Source organism: Pseudomonas sp. Van50 (assembly GCF_055390755.1).
Window position 1 is genome coordinate 2,864,568 of record NZ_AP024343.1, and the last position, 17,077, is coordinate 2,881,644.

Genomic DNA, 17,077 nt, shown 5'->3' on the forward strand with positions numbered 1-17,077 from the left:
GAAAAGGCAAACCTTGGGGGCGCCGATGCAGCTGTATGGTGTGCAGTCCACGGCACTGCGCTATTTTCTTGAAGTGGCGCGATGCGGATCGATCAGCGAAGCCTCGGTACGGCTGAACGTCGCGGCGTCAGCGGTGAGCCGGCAGATTGCCAAGCTTGAATTGGCCCTGGATGCCAGCCTGTTCGAGCGTCGTGCCCGGGGCATGGTGCTGAGCGAGGCGGGGGTACGACTGGCGGCTTATGCGCGCAAGTCGCAGCTTGAGGCCGAGCAGGTGGTGCTGGAAATTACCGAGCTGCATGGCTTGCAACGAGGTCATGTGCATGTGGCCTGCTCGGAAGGCTTTGCGCTGGAGTACATGCCCAGGACCATCAGCGCGTTCCGGCGTGAGTATCAGGGCATTCATTTCACGTTGGAGGTCTGTGCGCCTGCCGAAGCGACCGAGAAGGTTCGTTCCGGCGAAGCCGATCTGGCGATGACCTTCAGCCTGACGCCGCAAAAGGAAATCAAGGTCGAACATGTCCTGAGCGGGGCGATTTTTGCCGTGGTCTCCAACGCTCATCCTTTGGCCGGACGTGAAGCGGTCAGCCTCGCTGAGTTGCAACCCTGGCCCATTGCGTTACCCAAGGCCGACACCACGATACGGCAACTGTTCGACATCTGTTGCGGTGTACAGGGCTTGTTGTTCGACCCGGTGTTGACCACCAATTACGTTGCTTCGCTCTACAGCTTCGTCCGCGAAGAGGGGGTATCAGCCTGGCCAGCGAAATGACCTTGCACAAGCAGGTGGCGGACAAGGCACTGCAATGCTTGCCGATCCTCGATGAAGGCATGCATGCGCGGCGCATCGAACTGCAAAGCATGGCTGGACGCAATCTACCGGCAGCGGTTTGTGCATTCAGGGATTTTCTGATTGCGGATCTGGCGAAAGCCAGGCTCTGAGCCGGGTGAGTGTGTTTTCAATGCTTGCATGACGTCATTCGATTTTCTTGACCATCAGCCGCCGCGCTGTATTTGCTCCAGGATCAGGCTATCGGTGATGTTCATGTCATCCAGCAACAGAAACATCTTGCTCAGCACCTCGGCCATTTTCTTGTCGGTGTCGGCGAACGGCAGGTAGAAGTCCGTGACGTGGCTGCCTGCGGGCACGATGCACAGGTAATTGCCGGGTTCGATATGGATGGCGGCGCTGCCCAGATGAATGCGGTAGTTCGCACGCTGACCGGTAATGTGCAGAAAATGCCCTTCGCATTTAACGTTTCGCAGCCCTAGCCCTTGAATCAGCTCGCCGACCAGTTCGGCACGTCGTTGCACGGTTTCGTGGCTGGTGCTGTAGTCGTCTGCGGCGTGGGCCACGGAGACCAGCAGGTCGGCGTCACGCATGACTTCCGAGAACAGCAGCGGCGGCACTTGCTCAAGAGGGATGGCTTTGTGGTCGCGGTGGAACGCAATCGTGTCGAAGGTAAAGTGTTCTGTTTCCGAGAGGTAATGACCGGTATCCAGAAAGTTGAACAAGGCATAAATGCCGTGCTCTTTGCTCTCGTAATAGATGTCCTCGACGCTGGAGGTCGACCAGTTGCGGACCTGTAGCAACCGGGCGGCGACGTTGGCTTTCAGGCGGTGGCCGGCAAAGCGGTTGGACCACAGGCCGGTGTCTCGCTCGGCCGGTGTGAGCAGGTACAACTCGCGAAAGGCCTGTTTGAACGGCTGCACGCGGCGATGGATCACCACGTCTTTCTGCCAGGCCGACAGTTGCCCTGCCGTGAACAGATGAAAAGGGTGAGCGATACGCAGGGTCTTTTCAGCGACGTGTTGGCGGCCTTCTAGGTCCGTCACCGTCAGCGTTGCGACATCGAGCCAGCCCAGCGCAGCCTCGTCGGCCTGCACGATCAGTTGTTCCAGCAGCAGGCGAACGGCGGGCATTTTCAACAGCGGCTTCAGGTCGTCCAGGGCCAGGGTTTCGCCGCTGCTCATCATCGCTTCCAGGGTGCGGCAGAAGCGGCCGATCTGCTCCTTGAGCTGGGTCTGCTGCGTTTTGAGGGCGATGAAGTCTGCGTTCTTGCGAATCGCTGGCGGTGCGGTCTTGAGCGTCTTTGCGGCCTTGCAGATGTGCAACGTGGGTGACAAACCGTCGATGACGAGGGTGACGTCATAGCCATCGATGGTGGCGGCGGTCAGGGCGGACTCGGCGATCTCCGATTCCATGGCCCATTCCAGGCGAATCGCCGAGGGGTAGCCGGCGACACGCGCCAGGTTTTCCAGGCCTGCCTGCACCGCTGCGTGGGAGTTGGCCTGGCGTTCAGCGCCGTACTTGCGCACCTCTTTGTGCAGTTTCTTGAGTGTCAGATAGCGTTGGCGTACGTCGTCCGCATCCTTGACGGGCAGTACACCATAGATGCGCATGGCCGCCTGTGCATGGCGGGTCAACTTCTTTTCCAGCGCCGCTCGACCGATGCCCTGGTAGGCGTCGAGCAGCACACGGGTCTCGGGAAATGCCCAATGCGAGGGTTCGAGCGCCGCGAGGTACTCGCGCAGGTGGTCTGGGTCGGCCTCGGCCAGCGCCTTGTCCAGCAGATAGCGGTCCACCACACCCACGGTTTCATCCAGCGTATTGGGCAGGTCGGTGCCCCAGCCGGATCGAGGTGCCAGGGCAATGTTCAGGTATTCACGCTGGAAAGCGTGCAGATCGCTCCAGCCGAGCGCATCGAGCACCACCCGGCTGGCTTGTCCGGCGTAGGGCAGGGCGGTCAGCAGGGTATTTCTTGAAAAGCCGGACAACGCCGCGAGCAGCGCTGCCGATTGGTCTTTGGGCAAATCCTGAAGCAGCAGGAAGCATTGGAGCACCGCGGCCGTATCGCCGAAGCTGTCAAAGTCGTCCGGCGTCATGCCCAGTCGTTCGATGACCGCCAAGGCCTGCAGCAACCAGCGGGTCTGATACACCTCGACCGAGCGGAAGGTGTCAGCCAGCCTCTCGGCGTCATCGGGCAATCCAGCCAGGGCGTCCTCGACGTAACGAACGGTGAAGTTCGCCAGTTCCGAGGGCACTTCGGTGGGGGCGTCGTCAGGCTGAGATGACTCATTATCGCTGTCTTGCGGGTCATCGTCGTTTGAGTCGTCTTCGTCGAAATCTTCATCGACGTACCGGTTCAGGTCCACATCGTCGCTGTCCAGTCCGCTGTCGTCTGAGTAGAACATCATGGCGCGGCCCCAGGTATTGGCCGCCCGGACGAAGCGCGGGTAATCGAGGCGACCCGCTTCCATCAGGCCCAGGGCGATGCGCCTGATTTCCTTGTGCCCGTAGATGTATGCATCGGCGATTTTCCTTTGTTCACCGCCCGGCGTCGAAGGGGGCTGCTCGCGGTTCCAGCTGCCGTCCAGCAACCATTCGGCGAAGGTCTGCCAGGCCGGGGTGGACGGGTAATCGCTCAGGCGCTGGATGCAGGCCTGAACATCGGGGAAGGCCCAGGCCTGGTCCGGACTTCTTCGGTAATAGGCGGGGCCATCTTCGTCAGTGGGCAGTGGATAGTCACTGTCCTCGAAGGCAAATTGCAGCATGTGCTGCAGTCGCGCGCAGATCTGCTCCAGCGCATAGGCATCCGGGTGAGCCGTGACCCAGGCATCGCAGAGTCGATATTGCAGACCGTAGCGCTGTTGATCGCGGCGGTCCTCCAGATCGTCCCAAACGGTCGGGAACACAAAACCATCAGCCAGTGCCTTGGGTCCATCCTCGGGATGCTGCCTGACCCAGTCATCGGCCAGGCGCAGGAAGTCGATATCGTCCCAGAAATCGGGCTCGAATTCGTCATGCTGGCTGAGCTCGGGATAGTCATCCAGCGCTCTATCACAGAATGCTCGCAGTGCTGCGAGGCGTGTGGCTTGTTCAGGCACAGGACGGCGTGACGGCATGATGTTGTCCGAAGAAGTGAGTGACGAGGATCAACCGCCAAGCAGCGGCACCAAGCGGATAAACGCGAGGGTGGAAGGGGGACTCAGTTCGATTGTCTCATCGAGCCTTTGCAGCATGACGCCGTTGTGCAGGACGCGGAACGCACGGCTTTCAAAACCCTTCAAGGCTCGTTCGACCTCAACGTCGACATCCAGGTCTGCAGGCGCGCAGGCCTGGGGCATGACCACCGCGCCTTCACTGGCTTGCCGAAGAATGTCCCGTTCGCTCAGGTATTGGCGGTCGAGCACTTCACGCACTGACATCTGTTCCAGCCAGTGCTGGACCGACAGCGCGGCGATCTGTTCGGCTACGGTCAGGCGAATGAGCTCGGCGACCGTCAAGGTCGACGCAGTCGGTGTCAGGGTGACAGGGGGCAGCAAAGGCTCTTGGCGTGCGCCTTTCAGGCAATAGCTATGAACCACGAACTCCATGACGCATTCCTTGCAAACCAGGCCAGCCGGGCGGATGGCACCGTAGCATAGCCCTGTGTGCAGTCAATTTCATCGCGCCGCGGTCTCTTTTCATCTTGACGATATTCGCCAGTCAGCCTCCCGGTGCCGAGCGGCCGATGAACCTCTGTTGTTGGCGAAAAAAACGTAGTGCTAAGGCTGGACTGTGCTCTTGGTGGAGACGATTTTGCCGTAACCTTCTATCGGCGACGTCTCGACCACCACCGTACGCTCGCTGCGACATTTGAACTTCACACCTTTGCGCGGCGCCATGACCCGGGCCGTCTCCATGCACATTGCCCTGGTCGCGAAGGTAGGCCCTGGTTTTCGCTCCTCGACACAACCTTCGATGCCACTGCAGATCGTCATCACAACAAAATAAACAGTCATCATCTCCGTATTGCTCCCTTGCGCGATGCGAGTGAACACATCCTGTAGTCCAGGTCGGCTGGCCTAAACGTTTAGCGGGGTTGCCTTCGGATAATGAGCTTCGATTTAAATCGCCAGCAATGGCACGTTGGTACCGCGCGTCGGGAAACTGTCGCTGTATTAATATATTTTTATTTCATCGATTTTTATGCCAATAACTTGGCGTCATCCGCGTGCCGGGGGAGGGTGAACGTGGGGTCCATGAACACCCGGGAACCCCTGTGGGAGCCGAGCTTGCTCGCGATAGCGTCGGTACATCCAACATCACTACAAGCTGACCCCGCGCCAGCAAGCCCGTCGTTGCACAGCTTGCCTACAACGACAGAGGCAAAGGCGCTAGCATGAGCGTTTACTCATAGAAGGGAACATCATGCGAAACCTTCCTCCTTCTTCGAGCCTGCGCGCCTTTGAAGCCGCTACGCGGCACGCCACGTTCACCGCGGCAGCAGAGGAGTTGCATGTCACACAGAGCGCAGTGAGCCACCAGCTCAAGCATTTGGAACAGCTCTGGGGATTGCAACTGTTTCATCGCGGTAACTCGCTGCACCTGACCTCGGCAGGCGCAGCGCTTGCGCCCATCGTGCGGGAGTTCTTCATGAAGCTCGAGGCCACCCTGGCCGATTTGCGCGAGCAAAACGGGCGGCAGCGGCTGAGCGTGAGCACGACCTATTCTTTCGCCTTGAAGTGGTTGCTGCCCAGGCTTCCTGATTTGGCGCAAGCGCATCCGGAAATCCTGCTTACCCTGGACAGCACCGATAGCCCCATCAACTTCTCGACGACAGACCCGGACGTGGCTATCCGCCTGGGCAACGGGCATTTCCCTTCGCTGTTTTCAGAATTCCTGTTCCGCGAGCAGATTTTCCCAGTCGCCAGCCCAGCGTTGCTTGCCCGCTTTGGTACACCTCAAACGGCCGCCGAATTGCTGCGCTATCCACTGCTTACGCGCGATGGCGCAGCGTTGGTGCCGAAATGGGAGCAGTGGTTTGCCCAGGTGGGCGTCGAGGTCACGACCTTGAAGGAAAGCATTCGCTACGCAGATACCAATATGACCATCGAGGCGGCGCTCTTGGGACACGGTATCGCGCTGGCACGCAGCGGGCATGTCGAAGCCGAGCTCAATGACGGCCGTCTTGAAAGGCTTTTCGAACTGCCGTGCGCGTCGCCCCTGGCGTATTACTTTGTATGCCCCAAGGGGATCGAGACTCAGCCTCATATCACCGGCTTTCGTCGTTGGCTGGTTACTCAGGCCCTGGACGCTCAGCACGCTTATACATGAGGTTTTCCTCATGCCGGGATGAAGAGACTTTGCTTTTTTAGCGCGACTCGATCGGTCTAGGATGATGCATGCCCTTACACATCATCTGCCTCGTCTTGTTCGCCGCGCTGCTACACGCCAGTTGGAATGCCATGCTGCGTGGGGGGGCCGACCGTTTGTGGTCCATGACCATCATGTGCATGGCGATAGCCTTGGCGAGCGTCATCGTGGCGGTGCTGCTGGCGCCGCCCGCCCGTGCCAGCTGGTTTTGCGTCGGACTCTCCGCGGTATTGCACGTGGGTTACAACCTGTTCCTGGTGCGCAGTTACAAGTCCGGCGACCTGAGCCAGACCTATCCAATCGCCCGTGGTGTATCCCCGATCCTGATTGTCCTGGCCGCTTCGCTGTTCGCGGACGAGCGCGTGGCGCCGAGTGGACTGCTGGGTATTGCGTTGGTGTCGACCGGAATCCTCTCGCTCGCTTATACCGGGCGCCGGCGGACGTTGCCTGACTTGCCCTATGCACTGGGGACTGGTTTTTTCATTGCCGCCTACAGCGTTGTCGATGGCATAGGTGTTCGCCTCTCCGGGGCGCCAATGGCCTACACCGCCTGGATGTGCCTGTTGTGGGGCGTGATGATGCCCCTGGTTTATATCGGACTGCGAGATGCCAGGAGCCTCTTTGCCTTGCGACCAGGTATCACCGTGGCCTTCGCTGGCGGGCTGGTTTCATTGCTGGCCTACGGCGTCGTGATCTATGCCATGGCCCATGCCCCGATGGGGGCGGTGTCCGCCCTGCGCGAAACCAGTGTCATGTTCGCCGCTTTGATCGGGTACGCATTTCTTGGCGAAGCATTGACCTTGCGCAAGCTGTTGGCCTGCGCCGTCATTGCCCTCGGTACGCTGGTGATCGGCTGACGCTGCTTTTTTCATTGGGCTGTGAGGATTGACCATGAATGACCGTTCGCAAAACCCCGTGATCCTGATCACCGGAGGCGGGCGCGGGATCGGGGCGGCGACCGCCCTGCTGGCCGCTGAGCAAGGTTACGACGTCGTGCTGACCTACATCGCCGATGAGGCGTCGGCGTTGTCGGTGGCAGCGCAAGTCGAGGCCAAGGGGGGCCGCGCCTTGGCGGTGCGTGCCGATAACGCCGACCCAGCACAGGTCGCCGAACTCTTCGCCACCCTCGACCTGCGCTTCGGACGAATCGATGTGCTGGTCAACAACGCTTCGATATTGGCCCGCCAATCTCGCTTGGAGGATCTTGGCTTCGAGCGCATGCAGCGAATCTTTGCGGTCAACACCTTGGGCCCGATGCTCTGCGCGCAACATGCGACCCGGCGCATGGCCTACCGTTATGGCGGGCGTGGCGGTGCGGTCATCAATATCTCTTCGGCGTCAGCCCGCCTCGGTAGCCCGAATGAATACGTGGACTACGCAGCGTCCAAGGGGGCGGTTGAAACGTTCACGACCGGTTATGCCAAGGAAGTGGCCCGGGAGGGCATTCGTGTCAACTGCGTTCGACCCGGGCATATCTATACCCAGATGCATGCGAGTGGGGGAGAGCCGGGCAGAGTCGACCGGGTGAAGGAGACGATCCCCATGGGCCGTGGCGGCCAGCCGGAGGAGGTGGCGCGGGCCATTCTCTGGTTGGCGGGGCCGCAGGCTTCGTTTGTGACGGGTACCTTCTTGGATGTGACCGGAGGGAAGTAGACCGGTTATCGAGTTCTTCTTTCAAAAGGCGTGGTCTGGCACCGTGTCAAGGTGCCCAGATTCCCACATCGCGGGCATCCACCGACTTGGGCAACAGCCCGGCGGCGAAAAAGGCATCGGCGATTTTCTGCTGTTCATCCAGTTGGTCGGCTTTTACCGGTTGTACCTGGTAACTGCGGTGGGCGTTGGCCGCTTCGACCGTCTCCACATCGAGATTGCCCCACAACGGGCCCAGGACCTGCGCCGCGTCGCGGGGATGGTTCTTGATCCAGTTGCCAGCGTCCTGCAGTTGCTCGTATACCACCTTCAGCACTTCAGGGTGCGCCTTCGCGAAGGGGGTGCTGGTCAGGTAATAACGCTTGTAGCTGGCCAGCCCGCTGCCGTCAGCCAGGGTTCGCGTTGGTAGCTGCCGCTGCACACCGCTGAGGAACGGTTCCCATGTGACCCAGGCATCGACTTTATGATTCTCGAATGCCGCCCGGCCATCCGCGGGGGACAGGTAGGCTGGTTGGATGTCCGAGAACTTCAGGCCTGCCTTGTTCAGGGCCGCGATCAACAGGTAGTGGGCGCCCGCCGCCTTGGTGACAGCGACTTTCTTGCCTTTCAGATCCGCCAGTTGCTGCAAGGGGGAATCCTTGGCCACGACAATGGCCTGGGCCGAGGGCGAGGGGGCTTCCTGTGCGAAGTAAGTCAGCTTGGCCTGCGCGGCCTGAGCGAATATCGGCACGGTATCGGCCACGTCGGCACTGACGTCGACATTACCGACATTCAATGCTTCCAGCAGTGGCAGGCCGCTGGGGAACTCGTGCCAGCTCACTTCGATGTCTGCCTGGGCGAGCGCCTTGTCCAGTTTGCCTTGGGTTTTCAGCAGCGTAATCAGGGTCGATGATTTCTGGTAACCGATGCGCAGGGTTTCCCGAGCCTGGGCCGGGAGCGCAAGAGTGGAGAGGACCAGTGCAACGACCAGGCCGGTCAGAGCGGGGTGATGCAATATCGCCCGGGGATGGTTGATGAGTCTTGACATGGCATGCTCGATATTGACTAAGGGGTGGATGAACACCACGGAATCCTATGGTTATAAAAACCAATTTATAAATACTTTTTGTGCATTAGCTTAGGCGTCTTTGCACTCGTCAAAACGGCCGCTGCTGCCCCATTGCGCCGGGCCTCAGAGGTCGTAGCGCACCGACAACAAAAGGGTTCGCGGATCGTTGACGGAGTAGTAGCGAGCACCGCTTGCGGGCACATAACCGACCGCTTGCGGGTAGGCGCGGTCGAGCAGGTTTTTCACCGACAGTGTGGTCGTCCAGTGCCCGTCGCCGGAGATGTAGCGGGTGTTGGCGTTCCAGAAGGTCTGCTGGGGGATTTCCTGGACGTCGTCGTTCAGCGCATTGGCATAGGACTTGGTCTGGAACTGCGCATCGGTGCCAGCCAACCAGGTGCCGGGCAAACCCGCCGGGATGGTGTAGTTGAGGCCGACACTGGTGTTCCAGCGCGGCGAGTACACCAGTTGCTTGCCGTTGGCATCGATCCCGGCGCCGCTGGCGTTTTCGAAGTCGTCGTATTGGCTTTGCAGGTAGCCAAGGTTGAACGTCAGTTGCAGGTCGTTGGTCAGCGCGCTGAGGGTTTCCAATTCGACGCCGTAGGTGTGGGCCTGGCCCACGTTGGTCCGCAGGCTGACGCCCAGGGCCGGGTCATAAGCGTTGGTTTGCAGGTCCTTGTAGTCGTTGTAGAACAGCGCGAGGTTGGCGCGCAGGCGACGGTCGAAGAAGTCGCCCTTGAAGCCGGTTTCCCAGGTGGTCACGTCTTCGGGAGAGAATGCTTGCTCGGCGGCGGCCTGGGTCGGCGCGCGGTTGTCGTAGCCGCCGGCCTTGAAGCCTTTGGCGACGTAGGCGTACTGGTTGAGGTGTGGCGTCCAGGCGTATTCGAAGCCGAGTTTCGGGCTGGTGGATTGCCAGGATTTGCTTGAGTTGGCGCTGAAATTGGTGCCGGTGATCTGCCGGTCGGTGTTGACCACGTAGTTGGTGTAGTCGAAGTTCTTGTGTTCGCGGGTGAACCGTAGGCCGGCGATCAGCGACAGTTGTTGCGTGACTTTGTAACTGCCCTGGCCATACAACGCATAACTTTCGGTATTGGTCGTGCTGTATTGACCCTGACCGATCACTCGGTTGCGCGCAATCGAGTAAGTCAGGCTGTCTCGCTCGGCATCGAATTTTTCCCGGTACAGGTACAGGCCGGTGCTGAAGCTGAAAGCGTCGTAGTCGCCGTTGAGCTGGAACTCCTGGGTGGCATAGTCCTGTTTGTAGGTGATCAGGCTGTTCTGAATGAGGGCCGCCTGCCCGGAATTGTCATAGTCCACCGGTTGGTTGAAGGCTGAGTAGGCGGTCACCGATTTGAAACTCAGATGATCGTCGAGGGTGTAGATCGCCCGCAGCACCGAGCTGCCCTGATCGAGGCGGTTCTTCGGATTGAGGCTGCTGTAGCTCTTGAACTTGTCGAAGTGGCCATCGGCATCGAAGGGGGTATAGCTGGTGGTGTCGCCGCGGTCGAAAGTGCCGGCCAGCGTCAGTTGCACATCCCAGGGCGAATCGATGGGGTTGAAACGCAACTTGCCGCGGTAGGACTGCAGGTCGACGTTATTCACGTCCTCGCCGCGGGTGGGGTTGGAGACGGTGCCGTCACGGGTCAGGCGAATCGCCGAAAAGCTGCCGAACAGAGCGTTGTCTACCAGTGGGCCGCTGATCAGCAGTCGACCGTTCCGGGCGTTGTAGTTGCCGGCGCCAAGCTCGAAGAAACCACGGGTTTCCTGGGTCGGGTCGCGGGTGATCACGCGGATCGCGCCGGCGCTGCTGTTGCGCCCGTAAAGCGTGCCTTGGGGGCCACGCAGGACCTCGACGCGCTCGACGTCGTTGAAGTCGAGCATCGAGGAAATCGCCCGGGGGATGTACAGGTCATCGGCGTAGACCGCCACGGCGGCTTCCTGGATCGGATCGGTCTCGCCGATGCCACGAATCCCGTAAGTCTGCGCGCTGTAGGAGATCGACTGGCGGCTGAGGGTCAGGTTCGGAACCTGCCCGGAAAGGTCGCGGATGCTCTTGATCTGCTTGTCCTCGAGGGCGTTTTCATCGAACGCGGAAATCGCCAGCGGGGCTTTCTGCAAGTCCTCGCTGCGGTGTTCTGCGGTAACGGTGACAACGGGGAGGGCACCCTCCTGGGTGTTTTCTTCGGCGTGGGCCGACAGCCCGAACAAGGCCAGCGATACGGCCAGTGCCAAGCGGTTTGCAGTGAAGGTGTCGTGCATGGTGAACCCCTGGTGTGTAGATGCTGCGTGGGTGTGGTCTTTTTTTTGGGCAAAGCGTTGCCGTGGTCATGGCGGTGAACGCCATGGGGGCGGTGGCTTCGGGCCGGTTTCAGGTTTGGGTGTGCAATTGACCGTGGAGTGGTGTCGGCCGGAAAAACATAGCGTTCCGAGAGCCTCCACCTGGTCAGGGGTCGGTGATGGTTGTAACAGTATTTGTATAATAGAGTGCTGTAAAAGTCCGATTTGTTATAAGTTAATTATAAAAAATAAACATTAAGTTTTTGGATTAAATGCGTAAATCTGATGTTTTGTCTTTGGCTGACATGACGCAATCGCGGGCAAGCCTCGCTCCCACAGGTTATGTACATGACCTGTGGGAGCGAGGCTTGCCCGCGATGACGATGGTTCTGCTGGAATCAATACCCGCGTTGTACGTTCGCCTGATTCTCCAACGCCAACCCGTTCACGAAGCGCTCAAGATTGGCCAGGAAGCTGTCGGCTATTTCATGGCGGCTGTTGCTGGAGATCGCCGAAGTGTGGGGCGACAGGTGCACCCTGGGGTGGGCGTAGAGCGGATGGCCGTCGGGCAGCGGTTCGGGGTCGGTGACGTCCAGTGAGGCCAGGCCGAGGGTGCCATCGTCCAGGGCCGCGAGCAACGCCCCATGGTCCAGCAGGCCGCCGCGGGCGATGTTGATCAGGTGCAAGCCCGGCTTGGCACTGGCGAGCACCGCACGGTTGACGATATGCCGCGTTGCATCGGTCAGCGGCGCGGCCAGTACCAAGTGATCGGAGCGTGAAAACAGCTGGTGGATGTCCTGCGCGGCCTCGACGCCTTCCACTTCGAACGGCGCCTGGCTTTGCCGCAACGCCAGCACGTGGATGCCCAGGGCACGGGCCTTGGCCGCCAGGCTGCGGCCAATCGCACCAAAGCCGAGAATGCCCAGGGTGCTGCCCTTGAGTGGCGTCAGGGCGCTGAACTGCCATTGCGAGTCGTGCACCCAGATGTCCGGCAGGCGTTTGGCCGCCGCGAAGATCGACGCCAGGGCAAATTCGGCAATGTTGTCGGCGGCGCTGCCCCGGGAGGTACTCACCGGCGGGCCATCGAACAGCCACTTGGGGTAAAAGTCGATGCCTGAAGACACCACCTGGACCCATTTCAGGCCGTAGGGCCAGCCCGGCGGCGGCGTGTCCGGCGCCAGGTAGCCGCGCACGTTGATGGGCCGGGCCAGCAACACACTGACTTCGGCCGGCAGGTCGCTTGGCACGCCGGCCGGCGCGTCGAGCACTTGTGCGCCGGGGTACGTCTGTTCGAGGCGTTGGCGGATCACATCGTTGAAGTCTTTATCCAGCTGGCTGGCGATCACGAGCGTGCTCATGCAAGGTCCTTTTTCTGGCGTTGGGCAAACACCGCTTTGCCGACGCCTTGCAGCACGGCATCGTTTTGCGGGGTGTGGACGCGACTGCACAGCACGTCGCGGTAATGCCGTTGCAGCGGGCTGTGCCGCGACAGGCCGGGGTTGCCGGAGGCTTCGATGGCCAGTTCGACAGCGCGGATGGCGTTACCGGTCACCAGGTATTTCAATTGCGCGGCATGAGCCGCCGGGGTGCGCCCTTCGGCGGCGGCATCCAGCAGGCTGCGATTGGCGAACAGCAAGGTGTCGATGTGCCCGACGGTTTCCTGGAAGCGTGGCAGGGTCGCCAATGCAGCGCCGAGGTTGGACGGTTTGCGCTGTTCCAGCCAATCCACGAACCAGTCCCGCGCGGCCTGGGCGACGCCGTCGTAGACCGCCGAAAGCAACACCGACATCCACAGGAAACCATCGCCGTCCAGTTCGGGCTGCGGCGCACTCCAGCGACTGACACTGACCGCGTGATCCAGTGGCACCAGCACGTTGTCGAACCGCACTTCATGGCTGCAGGTGGCACGCATGCCCAGGTGGTCCCAGTCGTCGACGATGCTGATCCCGGGTGTGTCCTTGTGGATCAGCCAGGCACCCACCAGCGGATCTTCATCGGTGCTGCGCGCCCAGACGCTGAACCAGGTCAGGCCGTGACTGCCGGTGGAGTAGATCTTGCGCCCGCTGATGCGCCAGCCTTCGGAGGTACGCCTGGCGATGGTCGCCGGCAGCCCGCCACGGGCCGGGGTGCCCAGGTCGGGCTCGACACGCAAGGCATTGATCAGCGCGCCTTCGCTCACGGCATCCTGGGCCACTCGCAAGCGCAATGCCTCGGGCCAGTTCCGATTGTCCTGCAGGCGCGAATGCTGGAGGTACTGCATCACCAGAATCAACGCCGTGGAAGGCTCGCCCTTGGCGACCGCACTGATCGCCTTGCGTGCCTGCACCAGGCTGGCGCCGCCACCGCCCAATGCCTTGGGCACCGTCAGGGCCAACAGGCCATGCTCGTGCAGCAACGTGAAATTGTCCCGGGGAAAGGCGCCGCTCTCGTCATAGACGTGGGCCGTGGCTGCCAGTTGCCTGCCGATGCGTTCGAGCAACGTGTCGAAGTCGGCGACATCGACCGATTGCAGCGAGGGTGGGCGTGGAGAAGAAAGACTCATGGTGCGTTCACTCGATCAAAAAGGTGAGGCCCGGATGCGACCCTTATGGCGAGGGAACAAGCTCCCCCGTCACAGGCGTTCAAAGCGGCAGCAGGCGGAAGTTCCTGTCCCACAGCGGACTCACGTCGAGTCGTTCGTTCAACACGCCGGCGTTGAAGAACAGGTCGGCGACTTCTTGTTGCGAAGCAATGGCCTGGTCGCTGACTTCGACGACTTTCGACGGCTGGCTGCGGTTGTTGTACATGTCCAGGAACACGGCTTTATCGACGCCCAGCAACTGTGCCGACTTGGCGGCCCAGGGCTCGGGGTTGTTGTTGATCCATTCCAGGGTGCGCGCCTGCCGTTGGATATAGTCCTGGATCGCCTGCTTGCGCAGCGGGTCTTCCAGGGCTGCGGGGCGCGCGGCGACCAGGTAGTTGCCCGACAAGTAGCCCAGGGCGGTTTTCAACACCCGGGCACCACTGCGGAACTTCGCCAACTGGATGAATACGCCATAGATCACCCAGGCATCGAGCTGACCGCTCTGAAACGCCGTGAAACCATCCTGGGGCGTGAGCGCCACCGCCGTGATGTCGTTCATGGTCAGGCCCTGTTCCTTCAAGGCCTTGATCAGAAAGTAGTGGGACGTGGTGGAGCGCACATAGCCGACCCGCTTGCCACGCAGTTGTCCGATCGATTCGAGGGAGGAATCCTTGGGAATCAAAATCACCTGGTTGTTCACATCGCCTTGCAGCACCGCGATCAGGCGCGGCTGGCGGTGGCTTTGGATGGAAAAGATCGGTGGGATTTCGCTCATGCTGCCCACGTCCAGGCTGCCCGAGGCCAGCGCTTCGACGATCAGGTTGCCACCGGCGAACTCGGCGTATTCGATCTTGTAGGGGGTATTGCCGGTGCCGGCATCGTCGACGAAATAGGAATCCTGGCCCCGGTAGGTGGCGACACCCAGCGTCAGGTCAGAAAGCCCTTTGCCTTGGGCGCAGGCACGTGGGGCAAACCCCAGGGCGGATAGCCCCAACGCACCCAGGGCGATGGAACTGGCCGTGAGGAAATCGCGACGATTGAATTGCCCTGGCGTGAGGTTTTTCATCATGGTCGGGCCCTTGCTCATGCTACGGCCTCGCGGGCCGCGTCTGTCGCCAGGGGCCGTGCGTATCGGTTGGCGGGCACCGGCAGGCCTAGGTTGTCCCGCAAGGTGTCGCCGTTGTATTCGCTGCGAAACAACCCGCGCTGCTGCAGGACCGGTACCACGAGTTCGGTGAAATATTGCAGGCCGTCCGGCAGCAGTGAATTGATGATGAATCCATCGGCCGCGCCGTTTTCGAACCAGTGTTCAATGGCATCGGCCACCTGTTCGGGGGTGCCGACAAAGTCTCGCCGTGGCTGGGAGAAACGCAGGGCGACTTCGCGCAACGTCAGGCCTTCGTCCCGGGCCAACTGCTTGATCCGCTCCGAGCCGCCTTTCTGGCTATTGGCGCCCAGGTCGCCCAGTTCGGGGAAGGGCGCGTCCAGGGGGTACTGGCTGAAATCATGGTCATTGAAGGGGCGGCCAAGGGCGACGATGGCATCTTCGATGCTCACCAGTGCCACGGCTTGCTGGTAGCGGTCTTCGACTTCCGCTGCATCGCGCCCGACAATCGGGCGGATGCCGGGCAGGATCGACAGTTCTCGAGCGTCGCGCCCGAAGCCCTGGGCACGTTTTTTCAGGTCCTGATAATAGGCGCGCGCTTCGTCGAAGCCCTCGGCGCCGACGAAAATGGCGTCGGCATTGCCGGCGGCAAAGTTGCGCCCGTCCTCGGACGTGCCGGCCTGGAAAATCACCGGCTGACCCTGGCGGGAGCGAGCGATATTGAGCGGGCCTTTCACCGAGAAGAATTCGCCCTTGTGCTCCAGGGCATGCAGCTTGCCGGGGGTGAAGAACTCGCCCGTTCGCTTGTTGTAGGCGAAGGCGTCGTCTTCCCAGGAATCCCACAGGCCCTTGACCACCGCCACATGCTCCTGGGCGATCCGATAACGCACGGCGTGCGGCGGGTGCTCGGCCTTGCCGAAGTTATCGGCGGTGCCACTGAGCCACGACGTCACCACGTTCCAGCCCGCTCGCCCATCGCTGATATGGTCCAGCGAAGCGAACTGGCGCGCCACCTGGTAGGGCTCGGTGTAGCTGACGGTCACCGTCGCCACCAGGCCGATGTTCGACGTCAGTGCCGCCAGCGCCGAAAGGATGGTCAGTGGCTCGAAGCGGTTGAGGTAATGGGGACTGGATTTTTCGTGAATGTGCAGGCTATCGGCGATGAACACGAAATCGAATTTGGCGCCTTCGGCCAGTTGCGTCTGCTGCTTGTAGAAACCGAAATCGGTGCTGGCATTGGGTCGCGCCTGCGGGTGGCGCCATTCGCCCCAGCCGTGGCCGACGCCATGGACCATTGCACCGAGTTTGAGTTGGCGTTGTCTGCTCATGGTTCTGCTCCTTTAGCGCGAGGCCTGGGTGAGGGGGGCACGCAGGGTGTTGAAGCTCTTGTCGAAACCTTGGGAGACGTCGATGCGGTGGGTCAGCAAGCCTTCTTGCTGATAGATGTCGGCGGTCGCCTGCAAGCCGCTGACAACGGCGTCGTCAATCACCACCGGCTGCATGTAGGTGGCATTGGCCACGCTCAGGTGAACCGCCAGGGGCAGGCCGGTGATCCTGGCCTGGGCGGCGGCGTATTCATTGGGGTGCTCGTTGCTCCAGCGGTAGGCCCGGTCTACGCGGGCGACAAAGTCGTCCAGTTGCTGGCGCTTCTCAGCGATGGCCTGGCTGGTGGCGGCGAGGTAGAGGTGATTGCTCAACAAGCTACTGCCGCTGACCAGGACCCGCGCCTGGCTCTGGGCGGTCACGACCGTGGTGAAGGGATCCCAGGTGGACCAGGCGTCTGCGGTGCCGTTGTCCAGCACCAGCCGGGATTCACTGGGCAGCAGGAACACGAATTGCACGTCCTGGGTGCTCAGGCCTACGCTGCGCAGGGCCTTGATCGCCAGGTAATGCCCGATGGAGCCGCGCGTGGTGACGATGCGCTTGCCCTTGAGGTCGGCGACTTGCTTGATGGGGGAGTCCTTGGGCACCAGGATGGCCGTGGTGTTACGTCCCTCGGCATGAATGATGCTGACCACCTTGAGCGACGCACCCGCGCCCAGGGCGAATACGTAGGGCGCATCGCCCAGGGCGCCGATATCCACGGCGCCGGCATTCAGCGCCTCGCCCAGCGGCGCGGCGGCGGGGAACTCGGAAAACTGGATCTCGTAGGGCACCTCCTTGAGCTCGCCGGAAACTTCCAGCAAGGCCTTGATGGTGGATTTCTGATTGGCGACCCGCAGCGGCTGCAAGTCGGCGGCATGGACCGGGCCAAAGGCGAGGGTGATCAACAGCAGGGGTAGGGTCAGGCGCATCGGAGGC

General features: G+C 61.2%; 13 protein-coding genes and 1 pseudogene. 4 read left to right on the forward strand and 10 right to left on the reverse strand.

All coding sequences use genetic code 11. The features are described from left to right. The first annotated feature begins 25 nt into the window (after positions 1–25). Positions 26–939: pseudogene (locus ACZ5M5_RS12590) on the forward strand (LysR substrate-binding domain-containing protein). Between the two features lie 54 nt (positions 940–993). Here the strand turns inward: ACZ5M5_RS12590 and ACZ5M5_RS12595 are convergent. The 3 genes from ACZ5M5_RS12595 to ACZ5M5_RS12605 all read right to left on the reverse strand — a co-directional run bounded on the left by ACZ5M5_RS12595 (position 994) and on the right by ACZ5M5_RS12605 (position 4,821). Continuing rightward, on the reverse strand, positions 994–3,903 hold the full coding sequence (locus ACZ5M5_RS12595) for a DUF4132 domain-containing protein (RefSeq protein WP_464739119.1): 2,910 nt from the start codon (positions 3,901–3,903) through the stop codon (positions 994–996). 30 nt (positions 3,904–3,933) lie between these two features. Continuing rightward, the gene (locus ACZ5M5_RS12600) at positions 3,934–4,374 is read right to left on the reverse strand and encodes a hypothetical protein (protein ID WP_060742843.1); all 441 of its coding nucleotides are present in this window, start codon (positions 4,372–4,374) and stop codon (positions 3,934–3,936) included. A 171-nt stretch (positions 4,375–4,545) separates the two neighbouring features. After that, a complete protein-coding gene (locus ACZ5M5_RS12605) occupies positions 4,546–4,821 on the reverse strand; it encodes a hypothetical protein (RefSeq protein ID WP_060742842.1) in 276 nt (91 codons plus the stop codon). Positions 4,822–5,191: 370 nt separating this feature from the next. Here ACZ5M5_RS12605 and gcvA point away from each other — a divergent pair, with 370 nt between their 5' ends. From gcvA to ACZ5M5_RS12620, 3 genes are all read left to right on the forward strand, one after another. Then, positions 5,192–6,097, forward strand: a complete 906-nt coding sequence (gene gcvA / locus ACZ5M5_RS12610; protein ID WP_060742841.1) for a transcriptional regulator GcvA — start codon at positions 5,192–5,194, stop codon at positions 6,095–6,097. A gap of 68 nt (positions 6,098–6,165) precedes the next feature. Beyond that, a complete protein-coding gene (locus tag ACZ5M5_RS12615; RefSeq protein WP_464739120.1) occupies positions 6,166–6,993 on the forward strand; it encodes an EamA family transporter in 828 nt (275 codons plus the stop codon). A 34-nt stretch (positions 6,994–7,027) separates the two neighbouring features. Next, complete coding sequence (locus ACZ5M5_RS12620; RefSeq protein ID WP_464739121.1) at positions 7,028–7,789, forward strand: SDR family oxidoreductase; 762 nt, start codon at positions 7,028–7,030, stop codon at positions 7,787–7,789. 46 nt (positions 7,790–7,835) lie between these two features. Here ACZ5M5_RS12620 and ACZ5M5_RS12625 read toward each other — a convergent pair whose 3' ends face one another. The 7 genes from ACZ5M5_RS12625 to ACZ5M5_RS12655 form a co-directional block, all read right to left on the reverse strand. Beyond that, positions 7,836–8,813, reverse strand: a complete 978-nt coding sequence (locus ACZ5M5_RS12625) for an aliphatic sulfonate ABC transporter substrate-binding protein (protein WP_464739122.1) — start codon at positions 8,811–8,813, stop codon at positions 7,836–7,838. A 144-nt stretch (positions 8,814–8,957) separates the two neighbouring features. Then, positions 8,958–11,090, reverse strand: coding sequence for a TonB-dependent receptor (locus ACZ5M5_RS12630; RefSeq protein WP_464739123.1), 2,133 nt, complete (start codon positions 11,088–11,090; stop codon positions 8,958–8,960). 416 nt (positions 11,091–11,506) lie between these two features. After that, a complete protein-coding gene (locus ACZ5M5_RS12635; protein WP_103308116.1) occupies positions 11,507–12,466 on the reverse strand; it encodes a D-isomer specific 2-hydroxyacid dehydrogenase family protein in 960 nt (319 codons plus the stop codon). Then, positions 12,463–13,650 (reverse strand): acyl-CoA dehydrogenase family protein, encoded by a 1,188-nt coding sequence (locus ACZ5M5_RS12640; protein WP_103308117.1) that lies wholly within the window; start codon positions 13,648–13,650, stop codon positions 12,463–12,465. The genes ACZ5M5_RS12635 and ACZ5M5_RS12640 overlap by 4 nt, the downstream gene beginning before the upstream one ends. Before the next feature lie 79 nt (positions 13,651–13,729). Then, entirely contained in the window at positions 13,730–14,740 is a 1,011-nt protein-coding gene (locus ACZ5M5_RS12645) for an ABC transporter substrate-binding protein (protein ID WP_060743239.1), read from the reverse strand. Between the two features lie 14 nt (positions 14,741–14,754). Next, positions 14,755–16,104 (reverse strand): LLM class flavin-dependent oxidoreductase, encoded by a 1,350-nt coding sequence (locus ACZ5M5_RS12650; RefSeq protein ID WP_464739124.1) that lies wholly within the window; start codon positions 16,102–16,104, stop codon positions 14,755–14,757. A 12-nt stretch (positions 16,105–16,116) separates the two neighbouring features. Further along, positions 16,117–17,070 carry an ABC transporter substrate-binding protein gene (locus ACZ5M5_RS12655; RefSeq protein WP_464739125.1) on the reverse strand — a complete coding sequence of 318 codons (954 nt, stop codon included), beginning with the start codon at positions 17,068–17,070 and terminating at the stop codon, positions 16,117–16,119. Positions 17,071–17,077 lie beyond the last annotated feature (7 nt).